Origin of the sequence: Pseudomonas sp. IT-P171, from assembly GCF_949767765.1 — a bacterium.
GTDB classification, from domain to species: domain Bacteria; phylum Pseudomonadota; class Gammaproteobacteria; order Pseudomonadales; family Pseudomonadaceae; genus Aquipseudomonas; species Aquipseudomonas fluorescens_B.
The window spans coordinates 86,709-106,838 of sequence record NZ_CATKQN010000008.1 but is presented as its reverse complement, the minus strand read 5'-3'; the positions used below and the strand labels follow the sequence as shown (position 1 = coordinate 106,838).

Sequence of the window (20,130 nt, the reverse complement as noted above, 5' to 3'; positions counted from 1 at the left end):
TCAGTCCTGGCGAATACGCTGCTTGAAGGTCCGCGCGATGGCTTGCACGCCGGGCTGGTAATCGGATTGCTCGATGGCGGCGAGGGCCAGTTGCAGCGCTTTGTCGGCGATCAACTGGTGCTGCTGGGCCATGGCGTTGACCGGCAGCGGCAGGAAGTCCAGCAACTGCGTGTCACCGAACGTGCCGAGGCGCAGCGGACGGGTTTTCAACGGGAAGTCGTGCAGTGCGTCGAACACGCCCTGAAGCAACACGTAGGACGTGGTCACCAACGCGTCCGGCAGATGGCCCAGGCGCTGGATCATGTCTTCCATCAACTGTTTGCCGCACTCGCGGCTGAAGGATTCGCCGTGTTCGATCAGGATCTCGCCTTTGAACCCGGCCAGCGCTTCCTTGAACCCGGCCGCCCGCTCCTGGCTGATGCTCAGTTCGGGGCGTGCGCCGATCAGGGCGATCTGCTTGGGCAACGGGTCGAGCAGGCTGCGTGTCAGTTGCAGGCTGGCTTCGCGATCATCGCTGATCACCGAGCAGAAATGCTCAGGCTCCATGACCCGGTCAATGGCGATGATCGGGACACCCTTGGCCTGCAACTGACGGTAACTGTCGTCACCGGTCGGCAGGCAGCTGGCGACGATCAACGCGTCGCAACGACGGGCGCGGAACAGTTGCAGCAATTGCCGTTCGCTGTCCGGCGCGTCGTCGGAGCTGGCGATCAGCAACTGATAACCGCGGGCCCGGGCACCTTGTTCCAACAGTTTGGCGATGCGTGCGTAGCTGGGGTTTTCCAGGTCCGGCAAAATGAAGCCCAACGTGCGGGTGTGCCGACTGCGCAGCCCGGCCGCCTGGGGGTTGGGCGTGAAGCCATGTTGCTCGACGACCGCGCGCACGCGCTCGACGGTGGCGCTGCTGATGCGTTGCTGTTCGGCCTTGCCATTGATGACATAACTGGCGGTGGTCACGGACACACCAGCCAGCTGGGCGATATCACTGAGTTTCAACTCGGGTTTTCCTTGTTTGTCGGCCGACATTTTCGCCAATCCTACCCGATTCGGGCAGGCAACTATTGTCGCAGCCAATCCGACAAGTTGGGCTTCAAGGATGGGACATAATCGAGTAACGTGCCAATCATTCTAGATTAAACGTTTCAGCAAGCGTATTTTCTACGTTTCAGGTGCATTTGGCCGGTTCTGCCGTGAAACCGCCAAAAGTGATGATTAAGCGCCTAAGCTGACTCATTCAAAACAATACCTGGCACCTCAAGGTGCCAAAAAGGAGAAAGCATGCTCGAGCTCACCATAGAGCAGATTTCCATGGGCCAGTCGGCCGTGGACAAGTCCGCAGCGTTGCAGTTACTGGCTCGGCATCTGGTCACCGATGGTCTTGTGGCCGAAGGTTATCTCGCCGGTTTGCAAGCACGCGAAGCCCAGGGCTCGACCTTTCTCGGCCAAGGTATTGCCATCCCCCACGGTACGCCGGAAACCCGCGACCAGGTGTTTTCCACCGGTGTGCGGCTGATGCAGTTTCCCGACGGCGTGGATTGGGGCGACGGCCAGATCGTTTACCTGGCGATCGGCATCGCCGCCAAATCCGATGAACACTTGCGGCTCCTGCAACTGCTGACCCGCGCCCTTGGCGAGACCGATCTGGGCCAGGCCCTGCGTCGCGCCAGCTCTGCCGAAGCCTTGCTGAAACTGCTGCAAGGCGCGCCGCAGGAGCTGGCGCTGGATGCACAGATGATCGGCCTGGGTGTGTCGGCCGATGACTTCGAAGAACTGGTCTGGCGCGGTGCCCGTTTGCTGCGTCAGGCAGATTGTGTGAGCAATGGTTTCTCCGCCGTGTTGCAACAGGTCGAAGCGCTGCCACTCGGCGATGGCCTGTGGTGGTTGCACAGCGAACAGACGGTCAAGCGTCCGGGCCTGGCCTTCGTCACCCCGGACAAACCGATGCGTTATCTCGGTCAGCCACTGAGTGGTCTGTTCTGCCTGGCCAGCCTCGGCGAGGCGCATCAGGCCTTGCTCGAACGCCTTTGCGCGCTGCTGATCGAAGGCCGTGGCCATGAACTGGGCCGCGCCACCAGTAGTCGTAAAGTCCTCGAAGTGCTCGGCGGCGAGTTGCCGGCGGACTGGCCGAGCGCGCGCATTGCACTGGCCAACGCCCACGGCTTGCACGCGCGCCCGGCGAAAATCCTTGCGCAACTGGCGAAGAGTTTTGAAGGCGAGATTCGCGTCCGGCTCGTCGAGGGACAGGACAGCGCCGTGTCGGTGAAGAGCTTGAGCAAGTTGCTCAGCCTCGGCGCCCGTCGCGGCCAGGTACTCGAATTTGTCGCCGAGCCAAGCATTGCCGCCGACGCCTTGCCAGCCTTGCTGGCCGCGATCGAAGAAGGCCTCGGTGAAGAAGTCGAGCCATTGCCGGTGGTGAGCCAACAGCGCGAAGTCGTCGCGGATGTGGCCGAAGTGTTGCTCGCCCCGGCGTCCGGCAGCGTGGTTCAAGCCATACCGGCAGCACCGGGCATTGCCATTGGCCCGGCACACATTCAAGTGCTGCAAACCATCGAATACCCGTTGCGCGGTGAGTCTGCCGCCCTTGAGCGCGAGCGCCTCAAGCAAGCGCTGGCAGATGTGCGTCGCGACATCGAAGGGTTGATCGAGCGCAGCAAATCCAAAGCCATTCGCGAAATCTTCATCACCCACCAGGAAATGCTCGACGACCCGGAATTGACCGATGAAGTCGAGACTCGTCTCAAGCAGGGCGAAAGCGCTGAAGCGGCGTGGATGGCCGTGATCGAAGCGGCGGCGACACAACAGGAAGCGCTGCAGGATGCGTTGCTCGCCGAGCGCGCGGCAGATTTGCGCGATATCGGCCGACGCGTGCTGGCGCAACTGAGCGGCGTCGAAACCCCGAGTGAACCTGATCAGCCGTACATTCTGGTGATGGATGAAGTCGGTCCTTCCGACGTGGCGCGTCTCGATCCTACCCGCGTCGCCGGCATTCTCACCGCCCGGGGCGGCGCCACTGCGCACAGCGCCATCGTCGCCCGTGCGCTCGGTATTCCGGCGTTGGTCGGCGCAGGGGCGGCGGTGTTGCTGCTGGCACCGGGCACGCCGTTGCTGCTCGACGGCCAGCGCGGTCGTTTGCATGTCGATGCCGATGCGGCGACCTTGCAGCGCGCCACCGAAGAGCGTGACACCCGCGAGCAACGCTTGAAAGCGGCGGCCGAACAGCGTCATCAACCGGCACTGACTACCGATGGTCACGCGGTGGAAGTGTTCGCCAACATCGGTGAAAGCGCCGGCGTCACCAGCGCAGTGGAGCAGGGTGCTGAAGGCATTGGCCTGCTGCGTACCGAACTGATTTTCATGGCCCACTCGCAAGCGCCGGACGAAGCGACCCAGGAAGTCGAATACCGTCGCGTGCTCGATGGCCTCGCCGGTCGACCCCTGGTGGTGCGCACCCTCGACGTCGGCGGCGACAAACCGCTGCCGTATTGGCCGATCGCCAAGGAAGAGAACCCCTTCCTCGGCGTGCGCGGCATTCGCCTGACCTTGCAGCGTCCGCACATCATGGAAGCGCAATTGCGCGCCCTGCTGCGGGCTGCTGACAACCGCCCGCTGCGCATCATGTTCCCGATGGTCGGCAGCGTTGACGAGTGGCGGCAGGCGCGGGACATGACCGAACGGCTACGTCTGGAAATCCCGGTGGCGGACCTGCAACTGGGGATCATGATCGAGGTGCCATCGGCTGCACTGCTGGCGCCGGTGCTGGCCAAGGAAGTCGACTTCTTCAGCGTCGGCACCAACGACCTCACGCAATACACCCTGGCCATCGACCGTGGTCATCCGACCTTGTCGGCCCAGGCTGACGGCTTGCACCCGGCGGTGTTGCAACTGATCGACATCACCGTGCGCGCGGCCCATGCCCATGGCAAATGGGTCGGCGTGTGCGGCGAGCTGGCGGCCGATCCGCTGGCGGTGCCGGTGCTGGTCGGTCTCGGCGTGGACGAGTTGAGCGTGTCGGGCCGCAGCATTGCCGAGGTCAAGGCGCGCATTCGCGAACTCAGTCTGACCCAGACTCAAACCCTTGCCCGACAGGCCCTGGCCGTGGGCAGCGCCAATGAAGTGCGCGCATTAGTGGAGGCCCTGTAATGGCCAAAATCCTGACCCTGACCCTCAACCCGGCGCTGGACCTGACGGTGCAGTTGCCGTGCCTTGAACCCGGCCAGGTCAATCGCAGCGACGAGATGCACACCCACGCCGCCGGTAAAGGCGTGAACGTGGCGCAGGTGCTGGCGGACCTTGGGCATTCGCTCACCGTCTGCGGTTTTCTCGGCGAAGACAATCTTCAGGCGTTCGAAACCCTGTTTGCCAAACGCGGTTTTGTCGACGCGTTTATCCGCGTCCCCGGCGAAACCCGCAGCAATATCAAACTGGCGGAACACGACGGGCGCATCACCGACATCAACGGCCCCGGCCCCTTGGTGAGTGCAGCGGCGCAGCAGGCGTTGCTGGATCGCCTCGATCAGATTGCGCCGGGTCATGATGCCGTCGTCGTTGCCGGCAGCCTGCCTCAGGGCATCAGTCCCGAGTGGTTGCAGGCGCTGATTGTGCGCTTGAAGAATCTTGGTTTGAACGTCGCCCTGGACACCAGTGGCGAAGCGTTGCGCGCGGCGCTCAAGGCCGGCCCGTGGCTGATCAAACCCAACACCGAAGAACTGGCCGAAGTGCTCGGCTGCGAAGTGGTGTCGGTCGCGGCTCAAGCCGAGGCAGCGAGCCGCTTGCATGCGCAAGGCATCGAGCACGTGGTGATTTCCCACGGCGCCGATGGCGTGAACTGGTTCAGTGTCGGTTCGGCGATGCATGCCACGCCACCCAAGGTTAGCGTCGCCAGCACGGTCGGGGCGGGTGATTCGCTGTTGGCCGGCATGCTCCACGGTCTGCTCAGCGCCGACACACCGGAACAGACCCTGCGCACCGCCACGGCGATTGCCGCGATGGCGGTGACCCAGATCGGTTTCGGCATCGGTGATGCGGCGCAATTGGCGCGGCTTGAACAGGGTGTGCGCGTGCGTCCCCTGACAGAACAATAAGAGGGTTTGTCATGAAGTTAGCCATTGTTACGGCTTGCCCCAACGGCATGGTCACCAGCGTGCTGTGCGCCCGTTTGCTCGATGCGGCATCCCAGCGTCAGGGCTGGAGCACCAGTGTCGAAGTCAACGATGTCGCGCACCCTGAACGCCAATTGTCGGCGGCAACGATCGAGGCAGCCGAGTGGGTATTGCTGGTGACCAGCACGCCGGTGGACATGTCGCGATTCGTCGGCAAACGCGTGTTCCAGAGTACCCCGGCGCACGCCCTGCAAGATGTCGAAGCCGTGCTGCGTCGTGGTGCCGAAGAAGCTGAGGTTTACGTCGCACCTGCAGCGGTCGCCGAACCTGTAGCTGTCACGAAAAACGCCCCCCGGCTGGTCGCGATCACCGCGTGCCCGACCGGCGTTGCTCATACCTTCATGGCCGCTGAAGCCTTGCAGCAAGCGGCGAAACGTTTGGGCTACGACCTGCAGATCGAAACACAAGGCTCGGTCGGTGCACGCAATCCGTTGAGCGCGACGGCAATTGCCGACGCCGACGTGGTGCTGCTGGCCTGCGATATCGAAGTCGCGACCGAGCGTTTTGCCGGCAAGAAAATCTACCGTTGCGGCACGGGCATCGCCTTGAAGCAGGCCGAAGCGACGCTGAACAAAGCGCTGGCCGAAGGCAAACAGGAAAGCGCCGCGACCGGCGCCAACGGCCCGGTCAAAAAGGAGAAGACCGGCGTCTACAAACACCTGCTGACCGGCGTGTCGTTCATGCTGCCGATGGTGGTGGCGGGCGGTCTGATGATCGCGTTGTCGTTCGTCTTCGGCATTACCGCCTTCAAGGAGGAAGGCACACTCGCCGCCGCCCTGATGCAGATTGGCGGCGAGACCGCGTTCAAACTGATGGTGCCATTGCTGGCGGGTTACATCGCCTACTCGATTGCCGACCGCCCGGGGCTTGCGCCGGGGATGATCGGTGGTCTGCTGGCGAGCACGTTGGGCGCCGGTTTCATCGGCGGGATCATTGCCGGTTTCATCGCCGGTTACGCGGCGCAGGCGATCAATCGGTATGCGCGTTTGCCACAAAGCCTTGAGGCGCTGAAACCGATCCTGATCATCCCGTTGCTGGCGAGTCTGTTCACCGGGTTGGTGATGATCTACGTGGTCGGCAAACCGGTGGCCGGGATGCTCGCGGGGCTCACGCATTTCCTCGACAGCATGGGCACCACCAACGCTATTCTGCTCGGCGTATTGCTGGGCAGCATGATGTGCGTCGACCTCGGTGGGCCGATCAACAAGGCGGCCTATGCGTTTTCGGTGGGGCTGCTGGCGTCGCAAAGTTATGCACCGATGGCGGCGACGATGGCCGCCGGGATGGTGCCGCCGATTGGCCTGGGCATCGCCACGTTCATTGCCCGACGCAAGTTCGCCCAGACTGAGCGCGAGGCCGGGAAAGCGGCACTGGTGCTGGGGCTGTGCTTTATCTCCGAAGGGGCGATTCCGTTTGCCGCCAAGGACCCGCTGCGGGTGATTCCGGCGAGCATTGCCGGTGGTGCGCTGACGGGCGCACTGTCGATGTATTTCGGCTGCAAACTGATGGCGCCGCACGGGGGATTGTTTGTGTTGGCGATTCCGAATGCGATCAACCATGCGTTGCTGTATTTGCTGGCAATTGTCGCCGGGAGTTTGCTGACGGCGGTGGTGTATGCGGTGGTCAAGCGGCCGGAAGTTGCTGAGCTGGCGGTAGAACCCGTCAGCGCCTGACGCAAACCTGCAGGAGCCAGGCTTGCTCGCGAAAGCGGTCTTTCAGCCAACATAAATGTTGAATGCGAGTCCGTCATCGCGGGCAAACCCGCTCCCACAGTGATCTCTTTCGTACACAAGATTTGTGGCAAACGCCTTAACCTGCGGGCTTGCCCGCGATGGCGTCAGTGGCAACACCATCAAGCCGGGGTTTTGTACTCATTCTCCCGCTGCAACGCCCGCGCCTGAACCACATCCAGCACCGCACAGCCCTCTCGCATCAGCAGATGCACGGCGCGGGTGATCCGCGTCAGATCACAATCGGAAATGTTTTTCAGATTCAGGCTGGTGAACGTGTCTGCCAGATCGCGAACCACGGTGAAACGATGCATGGCGCAGGCGGTGAGTTCGCTGAGTTCTTTGTGGGTGTTGACGAAGAGCACCGGTGTTTCGGCGTCGTAGGTGTCGATCGGGAGGTAACGCGGCATGACTTGGAACATGATGTAACTCCTGTAATTGGAGCTACCACCACTCGCGGCCAAACGAGGGTGGCAGCCATACGCGGGTTGGCCGACCGGGTACAGGAACCGGCACACCCGAAGGTGTCCCACGCACAGCCGCCATAAAACAACGCCTCAGGCACGAAGTACCTGAGGAGGTGTTGTTACGCTGTAGCGTTCCTGCACCGACCGGCCAAGGTCGTTCGCGGTGTTTTCCGCGAGCCCGAACTATGGAGTCGATCCCGAAACGCGGCAACAAGATACGTTGTAGGAAACGTCTTGAAAAGTTGTGTGCCTCGCGATGATCATTTCCGCCCGTGTGGGAGAACGATGCAGGCCTTGTAGGAGCCGTGTCATCCGTGGGTCATGCAGGCGTGTTTTAGTTTTCCTTTTTCAGGGAGAACACCATGAGCGAATTCAACCTCGGTCGCCGTCGTGTCATGCAAGCGGTCGGCGCCGGGCTGTTGATGCCCAGCCTTGCACCGGCGGTGATTGCGTCGGTCAAGGACCGGCCGCAACTCACCGATGGCGTGCAGTCCGGCGACGTGCTGGGTGACCGGGCGATGGTCTGGAGCCGCAGCGATCGTGCGGCGCGGATGGTGGTGGAATGGGACACGCGGAGTCTGTTCACCAACCCTCGGCGTTTTGTCTCGCCACTGGCTGATGCCCGCAGCGATTTCACCGCGCGTGTGGAGCTCACCGGTCTGCCTGCCGATCAGGCGATTTTCTATCGCGTGCACTTCGAAGACGCCCAGAGCGGTGTCACCAGCGAACCCTGGTTCGGTCACCTGCGCAGCGTGCCGCAGACCCGGCGCGACATCCGTTTCGTCTGGAGCGGCGACACCGTCGGCCAGGGGTTCGGCATCAACCCGGAGATCGGCGGCATGCGCATCTACGAAGCCATGCGCCTGCGCCTGCCGGACTTCTTTATCCACAGCGGCGACACCATCTACGCCGACGGTCCGGTGCCCGCGCAGCTGACCACGGAAAGCGGTCGCGTGTGGCGCAACATCACCAGCGAGGCCAAGAGCAAAGTCGCCGAAACCCTCGATGAGTATCGCGGCAATTACCGTTACAACCTGATGGACGAAAACGTCCGTCGCTTCAACGCCGAAGTGCCGCAGATCTGGCAGTGGGACGACCACGAAGTGGTGAACAACTGGTCGCCGGGCAAGCAACTGGACGAGCGCTACAAGAGCAAGGATATCCACAGCCTGGTGGGGCGCGCGCGCCAGGCCTGGCTGGAATATGCACCGATGCGGTTGCAGAGCGCCGACGGTGGCGGGCGGATCTATCGCCAAATCAGTTATGGGCCGATGCTCGATGTGTTTGTGCTCGATATGCGCAGCTATCGCGAAGCCAATGACAACAATCTGGGGGCCGCCAAACCCTTTCTCGGACGTGAGCAACTGGACTGGCTCAAGCGTGAATTGAAGGCCTCCAGCGCCCAGTGGAAAGTCATCGCCGCCGACATGCCGATCGGTCTCGGCGTGCCCGATGGCGAAATCAGCCCCGGCGTGGCGCGCTGGGAAGCGGTGGCCAATGGCGATCCGGGACCGGCCCAGGGGCGAGAGTTGGAAATCGCTGAATTGCTAGGTTTTCTGCGGGCGCAACAGGTGCGCAATTTCGTGTTCCTCACGGCGGATGTGCATTACTGCGCGGCACATCATTACCACCCGGATCGGGCGGCGTTTCAGGATTTCGAACCGTTCTGGGAGTTTGTCGCCGGGCCTTTGAATGCGGGGAGTTTCGGGCCTAACCCGCTGGATAAAACCTTCGGTCCTGAAGTGGTGTTCGAGAAGGCACCGCCGGCACAGAACACCTCGCCGTTTGCCGGGTTTCAGTTTTTTGGCGAGGTGAATATCGAGGGCGCGACGGGGGCGATGAGTGTGGTGTTGCGGGATCTGGATGGGGTGGCGGTGTTTGAGCAGAAATTGCAGCCGGTGTGAGAATTATCCGACTGGCATCGATCGATGTGGGAGCGGGCTTGCTCGCGAAAGCGGTTTAGCAGGCAACACAGATGTTGAATGTTAGTCAGCCTTCGCGAGCAAGCCCGCTCCCACATTTAATTGTGGTAGGTCAGTAAACGTCTCGGCGATAGCGACCTTGCTCGATCAGGCGGTCGACCTCTTCAATCCCCAGCACTTCGTTGAGCACGTGATCCACCCCTGAAGCCATGCCCTGCAAGCTGCCGCAGATGTAAATCACGGCGCCGTCGGCCAGCCATTGCTTGAGCAGATTGGCCGATTCACGCAAGCGATCCTGCACGTAGATCTTTTCAGCCTGATCCCGCGAAAACGCCAGGTCCAGACGCTCGATGTCCCCGGAAATCAACCACTCTTCCAGCTCGGCACGGCACAGGTAGTCATGCTCGCGATTGCGCTCGCCAAACAGCAGCCAATGGCGAGTCTGCCCATCGGCAATCCGCGCCTTGAGCAAACTGCGCAGCCCGGCCAGGCCGGTGCCGTTGCCCAGCAGTATCATCGGCACCGGTTCGACCGGCAGATGGAAACCGCTGTTGCGCCGTACCCGCAGACTGAGGGTGCTGCCCACCGGCGCGTGTTCGGTCAGCCATCCGGAACCGACGCCCAGGCTGCCGTCGGAATGCACCTCCTGGCGCACGATCAGTTCCAGCACGCCGTCGGCGGCAATCGAGGCGATGGAGTATTCGCGCATGGCCAACGGCACCAGCGCGTCCACCAGTGCTTGCGCGTGCAGGCCGACTAGGTGGGTGCGGTTCGAAGGTAATTGGCGAGTGGCGAGTGCTTGTTCCAGCGATTGCGACAAGCCATCAAACACCACCGCCGCCCGCCCATCGATCCCAAGACCATCGAGGAAATGCTCGATCGCCCACGGGCAGTTGCGGGGCAACACTTCCACCAGGTCACCGGCCAGCCAGCTGCTGGTGGTCGGGGCGGTGAGGCCCAGCAAGTACACCGGCGAACCGTTGCTGTCCGGGTTCATCAATTCGCGGCGGGTGAGCGTCCAGTTGTCGTAGCTCGGTGCTTGCCAGGTGTCCACGGGCGCCTGTCCGGTCAGCAGGCCGAGTTGTTGCTGCCAGTGACGCAAGGCGTAAGGGTCGCCGCAATCGACTTCCACGGGCGCGAACAGGTGCTTGCCGCCGTGCTCGCCGAGCCAGGTGTGCAAGCGGCGAGCGAAACCGCAGAAGTGTTGGTACTGGCGATCACCGAGTCCGAGCACCGCGTAATTCAGGCTCTCCAGGCTCAACGCGCGGCCCAGTACCTTGCGTTCGAAACCGCGAGCGCTGTCCGGCGCTTCGCCGTCACCGAAGGTACTGACTACGAACAGCGCGTTACTGGAATCACGCAGATCCTGCTCGCTGACAGTGGCCAGCGGCTGAACCTTCACCGGCAAGCCTGCCGCTTGCAGTTGCCCGGCGGTCTGCCACGCCAGTTGCTCGGCAAACCCGCTCTGGCTGGCGAAACCGATCAGCCACGCCGGGGCATCGCTGTCCGGTTGTTCAAGGCCCTTGCGGGCGTCCTTGATCTGCTTTTTCTTGCGTCGACGATCGAGGTACAGCAACCAGCCGGTGATGAAAAACAGCGGCATGGTCAGCGCGCTGAGTGTCAGGACGATCCGGCCGACAATCCCGAAGTAACTGCCGACGTGCAGCGCGTAGAGGCTGGTCAGTAGCTGCGCCTTGAAGCTTTTGTCGCTGTAGCGGTCGTGGCGTTTGACGAGGCCGGTGGCCGGATCGAGGGTGATCTGGTTCAGCGCGCGGTCGTGCGGCGAGGAGTCCAACAGGTAAAACACGGTCGCCGGTTGTCCGGCCACGGGCGGCATGCGGATGTTGTAGGCGCTCAGTGTCGGACCGGCAGCGCTGTAGATGCTGCTCCACATCGCGGCGTAATCGGCGGTCGGTGCCGGGCCATCAGGCGCAGGACCACGATTGCGAACCCGCTCGTTCTGCGGTGAGTCGGACAGCAATCGGGTCAGGCCTTTGTTGTACCACTCGTAGGACCAGGACAACCCGGTCAGTGCCGCCAGGAGGTAAAACACCAGGCACCAGGTGCCGGCCACCGAGTGCAAATCCCAGTTGAAGCTGCGGCCCTTTTTCTTCCAGTCGAGGGTCAGCCAGCCGCGCCAGCTTTTCCACTGGCGCGGCCAGCGCAGGTAAAGGCCGGACAGGCAGAAAAACACCAGGATCAGCGTGCAGGCGCCGGTGATTTGTCGACCGGTATCGCCCATGGCGAGGAAGCGGTGCAGTTGCAGCATCAGGCCGAAGAAATCCTGGCCGATGGCGTTGCCCATGAACTCGGCGGTATAGGGATCGAAGTAGCGCATCTCGCCGCGACGCTCGCCCGGTGGCGGGGTAAAGGACACCCGTGCGGCGTTGCCGCTGTCGGTGTCGACCCAGATCATCGCGACTTTCTTGCCTGAGGCGCCTTCGATTTTTTCCACCAGCTCAGCGGGCGGCAGCACGCCGGCGACCTGTTTCTCGACCTGCAACACCGACGGGTTCAGTGCGCGCAGGATTTCATCCTCAAACGACACTGTCGCCCCGGTGATGCCCATGAGGGCCAGGACCAGCCCGGCACTGATACCGAAAAACCAGTGCAACTGGAACAGGGTTTTCTTCAACACGTTGCTCGCCTTGTCCGTTCGAAAATTGTCATCACGGCGCGCATTATGCCGTGGGCTGTCGAGAAGCATTCTTTTTTACGCACAAAAGCCCCGTTCATGTGGATGAACGGGGCTTTGACCTCACGCTTCCATCAGAAGTGGAAGTTGGCGCTCAGCAGGGCGGTACGACCCGCCGCCACGTGGGCGTAGTGCGTCTGGAATACCTGGTCGAAGTAACGCTTGTCGGTCAGGTTCTGTACGTTGAGTTGCAGGTCGACGTTTTTGGTCAGGCGGTAGCTGGCCATCGCGTCGTAGCGCCAGTAGGAAGGAATCTCCACCGAGTTGGCGATGTTGCCGAATTGCGAATCAACGAATGTGGCACCTGCACCGATGGTCAACTTTTCCGGTATCACGTCATAGGTCGACCACAGGGTGAAGTTGTTCCGCGGGGTGCTCGGCATATGGTTGCCTTCATCGGCGGCGAGGGTGGTTTTGACCACTTCGCTTTCCATGTAGGTGTAGCCGCCGTAGACCTTCCAGTGACGGGTCAGCTTGCCGGTGTAGGTCAGTTCCAGGCCGTTGACCTGCTGTTCGCCGTCCAGCACTTGCGTGGTGGCGCCATCCGGATCGTCGATGCGGGCGTTGGTTTTCTCGGTGCGGAACAGCGCTGCGGTCAACGACAGGTCATCACCGAAGAAGTCCCACTTGGTGCCGATCTCGTAGTTGCGGTTCTTTTCCGGGTCGAGGTCGCTGTTGTTGGCGGCCAGTTCCAGGCTGCCGTTGCCGCTGGTTTCGCCGGCCGGGTTGCTGGAGGTCGAGTAGGCCGCGTAAATGCTGCCGTTCGGCAATGGGTTATAGACCACACCAATCTGGTAGTTCACCAGGTCGCTGGTGTTCTCCCGGGAGAAATTGCCCGCTACCGATCCACGACCACCGGTGCTGTAACCGCTGGATTCGGTCTTGTAGTTGTCATAACGCAGGCCCAGGTTCAGGGACCACTGCTCGTTGAACTTCAGCGTGTCGAACACATAGGCGGCGGCAGTCTTGGTGTCGGTATCGGTGAACGCCGTGCTGTCGGTGATCCGTCCGTTCCAGTTATCCCCAGGCGTCGGATTTTGCAGGCTGGTGCAGTCGCCGGAGCGCAAGAGTGCTGGGTTGCACGTCGTGCCGCTGGCGGCCGACGTCAGGATATACGGGCGGTTGTGGGTGTCCTGATAAGAAAACTCGACACCGGTGACCAGGCTGTGTTCGATGGCGCCGGTGTCGAACCTGGCGCTCAGGTCGGTCTGGTTGATCCAGCCGCTGGACGTCGAGTTACGGTTCTTGGTGCCACGGTACACGCTGCCCCTGGCGACGTTGCCCTTGCTGTCGTCCGGGTTGGTGACGATGTAGTCCAGCGTCGAGCGGGACATGCGGAAGCTGTTGGACACGGTCAGGTCTTCATTCAGATCGTGCTCGATCTTGAAGGTGCCGCTGTCATTGGTGGTTTCGCGATAGTCGCGATTGGTGATGCCGTAGAAATTGTCGCGATCGACATGCACCGGCTTGTCGACGTTGTACTTGCTGCGGGCCGGGTTCAGGGTCAGCGGAATACCGTAGTCCGGCATGTCATCGGTTTCGACGTGGTAGTAACCGAGGGTCACGCGGGTATCGGTGCCCAGGCCGAAAGCGAACGTCGGTGCCACACCCCAGCGGCTGACGTCGACGGTGTCACGGCCCGCGACATTGGCTTCGTGTTTCATCAGGTTCAGGCGCAAGGCCGAGGTATCGGTCATCTGCTGGTTCAGGTCGAGTGTGGTGCGCTTGGTCTGATCCGAGCCCCAGGTGAAGCCGCCGTTGTAGAAGCTGCCCAGTTTGGCGGTCTTGCTCACCAGGTTCAGGCTGCCACCGGTGGAGCCGGCGCCGGTGAAGGCCGACCCCGGGCCTTTGCTGACTTCGATCGACTCAACGTTGAAGATTTCGCGGCTCTGGGACGCCGGGTCGCGCATGCCGTCCACGAAGGTGTCGCTTTCAGCGTTGAAGCCACGAATGATCGGACGGTCGCCCGCCGGGTTGCCGCCTTCGCCAGCACCGAAGGTGATGCCCGGTGTGGTGCGCAAAGCGTCGACCAGGCTGGTGGCGCCCGTGTCGCGGATCACTTGCTGCGGAATCACGGTGACGCTTTTCGGCGTCTCGCGCAGCGGTGCGGTGTATTTCTTGTTGGCCGACGTATCGGTCTTGTAGGAGGTGTCGTCCTGAGCTTCGCCGGTGATGTCGGTAGCGCCCAGGGAAATCACATTGCCCGGTGCTTTTTCGTCGGTTTTTTCAGCCGCGAAAACCATGTGGCCCGCGGAGCCGGCGGTGATCGCCACGCCAATTGCAGAAGCGAGTAAACGCGGTGAACTGACCGGTGATTGTGGTTGTTGGCGTGACATGTGAATTCCCCTCCCCAAGGATTTGAGGCCGCGGAATATAGGGTAGACGCGTCTATGTATCAATTGCGAAACGTTACTATTCGCACTGAATTTACATTCTTTACAATTTTCCTTTACGGTTTTTTCTGTTTCATTCGTCTCGGGGGTTTTACAGCGCCAATAAGAATCAATACCATTGGCGCCTCTTTGTCATCAGGTGTATTCCCATGCTGCTGCACATCCCCGGCGTGTTCGCTAAAGAAGAGGTGCAGCGCATCCGCGAGGCTCTGGAACAGGCGGATTGGGCCGACGGCAAAATCACTGCCGGCTACCAGTCGGCCAAGGCGAAACACAATCTGCAACTGCCGGAAGGTCATCCGCTGGCCAAGGAAGTCGGCGCGGCGATGCTGGAGCGGTTGTGGAAGAATCCACTGTTCATGTCCGCGGCACTGCCGCACAAGGTTTTTCCTCCGTTGCTGAACTGTTACACGGCCGGGGGCAGTTTCGATTTTCATATCGACAACGCCGTGCGTCAGCCCAAAGGCAGCATCGAGCGTGTGCGCACCGACCTGTCGGCCACGCTGTTCTTCAGCGAGCCGGAGGATTACGACGGCGGTGAACTGGACATCCAGGACACCTTTGGCACCCAGCGCGTGAAGCTGCCTGCCGGTGACATGGTCCTGTATCCCGGCACCAGCCTGCACAAGGTCAATGCCGTCACCCGTGGCACTCGCTATGCCTCATTCTTCTGGACCCAAAGCCTGGTCCGCGAAGACAGCCAGCGCGCGCTGCTGTTCGAAATGGACGGGGCGATCCAGCAGCTGACGCAGGACATGCCGGATCACCCATCGCTGATCCGACTCACGGGCACGTACCACAACCTGTTGCGTCGCTGGGTCGATGTATGAGTTATCAATTGCGCCGCGAAGAAGTGCTCGACGGCGATCAACTCAAAGCCATGCTCAATGAAAGTCCGGCGCGTGCTGCTCAGGCGATCCTGATCGCTGCCCGCGAAGGGGTTCTCGATGCCCAGGCTTTGCTCGGCCAGATTCTGCTGGACGGGCAGGGGATCGAACAGGACCAGCCTTTGGCCGTGCGCTGGTTCGGGATCGCCGCGCAGCGCGGGCATCTGATGGCGCGCAACATGCTCGGTCGCTGCCACGAACACGGCTGGGGTTGCGTGGCGGATGCCTCGGTCGCCGCCCAGCATTATCGCGTCGGCGCCGAAGCCGGACTGGATTGGGCGATGTACAACTACGCCAATCTGCTGGCGACAGGGCGAGGGGTGATCGAGGATCAGCTGCAAGCGCTGGCACTCTACCGTCGCGCGGCAGAACTTGGCCATGCGAAGTCGATGAACCTGCTGGGACGTTATCTTGAAGAAGGGCGGGTTTGCCCAGCGGATCCGGTCGGCGCTGTCGATTGGTATCGGCGTTCGGCGACGGGTGGGGATTTTCGTGGGCAGTTCAGTTATGCCGCGGTGCTGGCGGATGAGGGCAACGTCGAAGAGGCGCTGGTCTGGTTGCGCAAGGCATTGGCCGGGGGGAATTTGAATTTCCTGCGGGTGGCGAGTCAGACGTTGTTGAGCGCTGTGAATCCGCACATTCGTGAAATGGCGGCTCTCTATCTTCAGCGCGTCGTTCAGATGAGCGATGGGCGGTCCGTGCCAGGGGGTGTTGAGCTGGTTTAAATCACTATGATTGGAAACTAATCAAATCTCATCAATGGCTTCCTGGAGACGAAATCATGGCTGCTACCAAAGTGCTGACGGCCCATGTCCCCTTGGAACTGGCTGATAAAGTCGATCAGATGGCTGCGAAGATGGAGCGTTCACGGGGCTGGATCGTGAAGCAAGCGCTTGCCGACTGGGTTGATCATGAAGAGGCGCGCAGCCGGCTTACTCGAGAGGCAATGGCAGATGTTGACGCCGGACGAGTGATTGATCATCAGTCTGTCCAGGCCTGGGCAGAAAGTTTGGATACTGATAAGCCGCTGCCGGTCCCGTACTGATGGAGTTGAAGTGGACGAGCAAGGCGTTATCGGACCTCGCCCGACTTTTTGATTTTCTTGCAGTGGTCAATCGTCCTGCTGCAGCCCGCACCGTGCAATCTCTCACTCAGGCTCCTACAGCTTTACTCAGCAATCCGCGGATCGGAGAACGGGTTGACGAGTTTGTACCGCGAGATGTGCGACGACTTTTGGTCGGCCATTACGAAATGCGGTATGAGATTCAAGGCTCAACGCTCTACATCCTTCGTCTTTGGCATGTGAGATAAGACCGATAACAGTCGCTCCGACCGCCCGGAGTGTCTGTTACAAAAAAGCCCATGACTCGTCATGGGCTTTTTGATTTCTGCGTGCAGCGTTTTACACGTAGAACGACTTCAGCGGCGGAAAGCCGTTGAATTCAACCGCGCTGTAACTGGTGGTGTACGCACCGGTCGACAGCCAGTACAAACGATCACCGATCGCCAGGTTCAGCGGCAGGCCGTATTTGTAGTTCTCGTACATGATGTCGGCGCTGTCGCAGGTCGGGCCGGCGATGACCACTTCTTCCACTTCGCCTTTCTTCTCGGTCCAGATCGGGAACTTGATGGCTTCGTCCATGGTTTCGATCAGGCCGGAGAACTTGCCCACGTCCGTGTACACCCAGCGCTCGACGGCGGTACGGGATTTACGCGCCACCAGTACCACTTCGCTGACCAGGATGCCGGCGTTGGCGATCAGCGAACGGCCCGGCTCCAGGATGATTTCCGGCAGGTCATCACCGAAGTCTTCCTTGAGGAAACGGATGATTTCTTCGGCGTAGGTTTCCAGGCTGTTGGTGCGGGTGATGTAGTTGGCCGGGAAGCCGCCGCCCATGTTGATCAGTTTGAGGTGGATGCCGTCTTCTTCTTTCAGACGCTCGAAGATCACTTTGACCTTGGCGATCGCAGCGTCCCAGACGCTGATGTCGCGCTGTTGCGAACCGACGTGGAACGAGATGCCGTAAGGCACCAGGCCCAGGTCGCGAGCGAGGATCAGCAGGTCCATGGCCATGTCGGTCTGGCAGCCGAATTTGCGCGACAACGGCCAGTCAGCGGTGGTCGAGCCTTCGGTGAGGATGCGCACGTAGACTTTCGAACCCGGTGCCGCCTTGGCGATGTTGCGCAGGTCGGCTTCGGAGTCGGTGGCATACAGACGCACGCCCTTCTCGTAGAAGTAGCGAATGTCCTTGGATTTCTTGATGGTGTTGCCATAGCTGATGCGATCCGGGCCGACGCCCTGGTTCATCACTTTGTCGAGCTCGTAGATCGAAGCGATGTCGAAGTTCGAGCCTTTCTCTTTGAGCAGGTCGATGATTTCGACGGCCGGGTTGGCCTTGACCGCGTAGTAGACCTTGGCGAATTCGAAACCGGCGCGCAGGTCGTCATAGGCCTGGCTGATCATCGCGGTGTCGATCACCACGAACGGGGTTTCTTGTTTGTCGGCGAAGGCCTTCATTTTCTGGAAGGTATCGCGCGCGAAATAGTCTTCGACGTTGATCGACATGCTGGGAACTCCTACTGGCAAACTGAAATTATCAATGGGCGCAAATGAACGTCCTCCGTATCCCCACTTTGGTTCGCCTACTTCCCAAGGCATGTCGCCGAAAGCAAAAAGGCCACGGGAGGCGGTGCTGCCCTTGGCCTTGCTGTCTCGTCGTCAGTACTTGAGCCGGATGGATCGTTTCCAGCATGGACGTTCGGCGCGAACTTTAGGGCGTGAGGGGCTTGAGATCAACAAAAAATGTCGCGTTTTTGCACACTTCCGTCGTGCGGTCCCGGACAGTTACTGATGTAACCGACCTGCATGACAGTGTGATGTTCCCCGAATGAGGAATTCTGGAGGGATTTACATCGCCTTTGTGGCGAGGGAGCTTGCTCCCGCTGGGCCGCGAAGCGGTCCCGGATTCAGGCAATGCAGTTCTTCAGAAGGACCGCATTGCCTGATTTACGGCTGCTTCGCAGCCGAACGGGAGCAAGCTCCCTCGCCACAGGGTCGGTCAGGCGACAGCAGTCTCGGCTGGCGAAACAATGCTGGTCTTGCCCCCACGGGATTTGCCCGAGCTCAAATACTCGGCAATCGATTCCTGAGTCACTTCCCCGAGGAACACCCGCTCGGCATCCATCACCGGCAACCACGAGCGATTGAACTCGTACATCCGCGACAGCAGGATGCGCAAATGCTCGTCGTACGCCGCGGTGGCATTGAACTCACGCAGGTATTGCGCGCAAGTGCCGGTCTGACGGTGCAGGTCGCGACGTCGTACATAACCGAGCGCCTTGTTCTCACCATCGGTGACCACCACGTAACGACGGTCCAGTTCGTCCATCAATTCCAGTGCTTCGGTCACCGAGGTTTCCGGACTGACCGACGGCGCGTTGTCCGCCGCGTCTTCAGCCTTCACCAGCAACAGACGCTTGAGCGTGCTGTCCTGGCCGACGAAGTTGCTGACAAAGTCGTCTGCCGGGTGCGCAAGCAAAGTGTCGGGGTGGTCGATCTGCAGCAGTTTGCCGGCGCGGAAGATTGCAATCTTGTCGCCCAGTTTGATCGCCTCGTCGATGTCGTGGCTGACCATGATCACGGTCTTGTTCAGCGCGCGCTGCATTTCGAAGAATTCGTTCTGGATCATCTCGCGGTTGATCGGGTCGACCGCGCCGAACGGTTCGTCCATCAGCAACAGCGGTGCATCCGCCGCCAGTGCGCGAATCACCCCGATCCGCTGCTGTTGGCCGCCGGACAGTTCCCGCGGGTAGCGCGTCAGATATTGCTTGGGCTCCAGCTTGATCATGCTCATCAACTCGCGGGCGCGGTCGTGGCATTTCTGTTTGTCCCAGCCCAGCAGGCGCGGAACGATGGTGATGTTTTCCTCGATGGTCATGTTCGGGAACAGGCCGATCTGCTGGATCACATAACCGATGTTGCGACGCAGGGTCACTTCGTCGAGGTCGGTGGTGTCTTCGCCGTTGATCAGGATCTTGCCCGAGGTCGGTTTGATCAGGCGGTTGATCATCTTCAACGTGGTGCTTTTGCCGCAGCCCGATGGCCCGAGGAACACACAGATCTCGCCTTCATTGACGGTCAGGCTCACCGAGTCCACGGCTTTCACATCTTTGCCGTTGCTTTGGAAGGTCTTGCTGAGGTTTTGAAGTTCGATCATTTCAGGAGTCCTTTTGGAGTCAGCGTGCGTTGCAGCCATTGCAGAAGCAGGTCGGCGAAGATGGCCAGGAGACTGACCAGCACGGCGCCGACGATCAGCATCGACATGTCGCTGCGGCTGATGGAAGCGAGAATGAGTACACCGAGGCCACCGGCGCCGATGGTCGCGGCGATGGTCATGACACCGATGTTCATGACCACGGCGGTGCGTACACCGGCTAGGATCACCGGCACGGCAATCGGCAGTTCGACCATGCGCAGGCGCTGGCCGAAAGTCATGCCGATGCCGCGCGCGGCTTCGCGAATACCCGGTTCAACGCCGGTCAGGGCGAGGTAGGTGTTACGCATGATCGGCAGCAGCGAGTACAGAAACACCGCGGTGATCGCCGGCATCGGACCCAGGCCCTGGCCGAATTTCGAGTAAAACGGCAGCAGCAGACCGAACAGTGCAATCGACGGCACGGTCAGCAGCACCGTGGCGCTGGCTTGCAAGGGGCCGGCGAGCGTCGGGAAGCGCGTCATCAGAATGCCCAGCGGCACGCCGACCAGAATCGCCAATGTTACGGCGATGCCGACCAGGGTGATGTGCTGCCAGGTCAGGTGCAGTACCAGCGGCCAGTCGAGATGGGAAAAGGCGTTGAGAAATTCCATGGCTTTTCCT

General features: G+C 61.0%; 15 protein-coding genes. 8 read left to right on the top strand and 7 right to left on the bottom strand.

Annotated elements, in window-relative coordinates; translation table 11 throughout:
- Positions 1-996 carry a catabolite repressor/activator gene (gene cra / locus ACM6I5_RS06980; RefSeq protein WP_031318379.1) on the bottom strand — a complete coding sequence of 332 codons (996 nt, stop codon included), beginning with the start codon at positions 994-996 and terminating at the stop codon, positions 1-3.
- Positions 997-1,278: 282 nt separating this feature from the next.
- Here cra and ptsP point away from each other — a divergent pair, with 282 nt between their 5' ends.
- From ptsP to ACM6I5_RS06965, 3 genes are read left to right on the top strand one after another with little or no spacing between them, the layout of a single operon-like run.
- Positions 1,279-4,140, top strand: a complete 2,862-nt coding sequence (gene ptsP / locus ACM6I5_RS06975; RefSeq protein WP_414883456.1) for a phosphoenolpyruvate--protein phosphotransferase — start codon at positions 1,279-1,281, stop codon at positions 4,138-4,140.
- Positions 4,140-5,081: a 1-phosphofructokinase gene (pfkB, locus tag ACM6I5_RS06970; protein ID WP_414883455.1), complete on the top strand. Its 942-nt coding sequence runs from the start codon at positions 4,140-4,142 to the stop codon at positions 5,079-5,081. The genes ptsP and pfkB overlap by 1 nt, the downstream gene beginning before the upstream one ends.
- A gap of 11 nt (positions 5,082-5,092) precedes the next feature.
- On the top strand, positions 5,093-6,832 hold the full coding sequence (locus tag ACM6I5_RS06965; RefSeq protein WP_414883454.1) for a PTS fructose-like transporter subunit IIB: 1,740 nt from the start codon (positions 5,093-5,095) through the stop codon (positions 6,830-6,832).
- Between the two features lie 179 nt (positions 6,833-7,011).
- Here the strand turns inward: ACM6I5_RS06965 and ACM6I5_RS06960 are convergent, their stop codons facing one another.
- Positions 7,012-7,311, bottom strand: a complete 300-nt coding sequence (locus ACM6I5_RS06960; RefSeq protein WP_017336490.1) for a hypothetical protein — start codon at positions 7,309-7,311, stop codon at positions 7,012-7,014.
- Positions 7,312-7,718: 407 nt separating this feature from the next.
- Here ACM6I5_RS06960 and ACM6I5_RS06955 point away from each other — a divergent pair, with 407 nt between their 5' ends.
- Positions 7,719-9,260 carry an alkaline phosphatase D family protein gene (locus ACM6I5_RS06955; protein WP_414879344.1) on the top strand — a complete coding sequence of 514 codons (1,542 nt, stop codon included), beginning with the start codon at positions 7,719-7,721 and terminating at the stop codon, positions 9,258-9,260.
- A 130-nt stretch (positions 9,261-9,390) separates the two neighbouring features.
- Here the strand turns inward: ACM6I5_RS06955 and ACM6I5_RS06950 are convergent, their stop codons facing one another.
- Both ACM6I5_RS06950 and ACM6I5_RS06945 read right to left on the bottom strand, forming a co-directional pair.
- The gene (locus ACM6I5_RS06950; RefSeq protein ID WP_414883453.1) at positions 9,391-11,916 is read right to left on the bottom strand and encodes a PepSY domain-containing protein; all 2,526 of its coding nucleotides are present in this window, start codon (positions 11,914-11,916) and stop codon (positions 9,391-9,393) included.
- Between the two features lie 131 nt (positions 11,917-12,047).
- Entirely contained in the window at positions 12,048-14,309 is a 2,262-nt protein-coding gene (locus ACM6I5_RS06945) for a TonB-dependent receptor (RefSeq protein WP_017336493.1), read from the bottom strand.
- A 206-nt stretch (positions 14,310-14,515) separates the two neighbouring features.
- Between ACM6I5_RS06945 and ACM6I5_RS06940 the strand changes: the two genes are divergently transcribed.
- From ACM6I5_RS06940 to ACM6I5_RS06925, 4 genes are read left to right on the top strand one after another with little or no spacing between them, the layout of a single operon-like run.
- Positions 14,516-15,196, top strand: a complete 681-nt coding sequence (locus ACM6I5_RS06940) for a Fe2+-dependent dioxygenase (RefSeq protein ID WP_017336494.1) — start codon at positions 14,516-14,518, stop codon at positions 15,194-15,196.
- Positions 15,193-15,978 (top strand): tetratricopeptide repeat protein, encoded by a 786-nt coding sequence (locus ACM6I5_RS06935; RefSeq protein ID WP_414883452.1) that lies wholly within the window; start codon positions 15,193-15,195, stop codon positions 15,976-15,978. The genes ACM6I5_RS06940 and ACM6I5_RS06935 overlap by 4 nt, the downstream gene beginning before the upstream one ends.
- A 56-nt stretch (positions 15,979-16,034) precedes the next feature.
- Positions 16,035-16,298 carry a CopG family ribbon-helix-helix protein gene (locus ACM6I5_RS06930; RefSeq protein WP_017336496.1) on the top strand — a complete coding sequence of 88 codons (264 nt, stop codon included), beginning with the start codon at positions 16,035-16,037 and terminating at the stop codon, positions 16,296-16,298.
- Positions 16,298-16,564 carry a type II toxin-antitoxin system RelE/ParE family toxin gene (locus ACM6I5_RS06925; protein ID WP_080995108.1) on the top strand — a complete coding sequence of 89 codons (267 nt, stop codon included), beginning with the start codon at positions 16,298-16,300 and terminating at the stop codon, positions 16,562-16,564. Before ACM6I5_RS06930 ends, ACM6I5_RS06925 begins: the two co-directional genes overlap by 1 nt.
- A gap of 91 nt (positions 16,565-16,655) precedes the next feature.
- On the opposite strand, the gene ACM6I5_RS06920 is transcribed toward ACM6I5_RS06925, so the two are convergent.
- The 3 genes from ACM6I5_RS06920 to ACM6I5_RS06910 form a co-directional block, all read right to left on the bottom strand.
- Positions 16,656-17,819 (bottom strand): type III PLP-dependent enzyme, encoded by a 1,164-nt coding sequence (locus ACM6I5_RS06920; protein WP_008024420.1) that lies wholly within the window; start codon positions 17,817-17,819, stop codon positions 16,656-16,658.
- A 493-nt stretch (positions 17,820-18,312) separates the two neighbouring features.
- Positions 18,313-19,470, bottom strand: a complete 1,158-nt coding sequence (locus tag ACM6I5_RS06915; RefSeq protein WP_017336497.1) for a betaine/proline/choline family ABC transporter ATP-binding protein — start codon at positions 19,468-19,470, stop codon at positions 18,313-18,315.
- The gene (locus tag ACM6I5_RS06910; protein ID WP_007942812.1) at positions 19,467-20,120 is read right to left on the bottom strand and encodes an ABC transporter permease; all 654 of its coding nucleotides are present in this window, start codon (positions 20,118-20,120) and stop codon (positions 19,467-19,469) included. Before ACM6I5_RS06910 ends, ACM6I5_RS06915 begins: the two co-directional genes overlap by 4 nt.
- Positions 20,121-20,130: the final 10 nt, after the last annotated feature.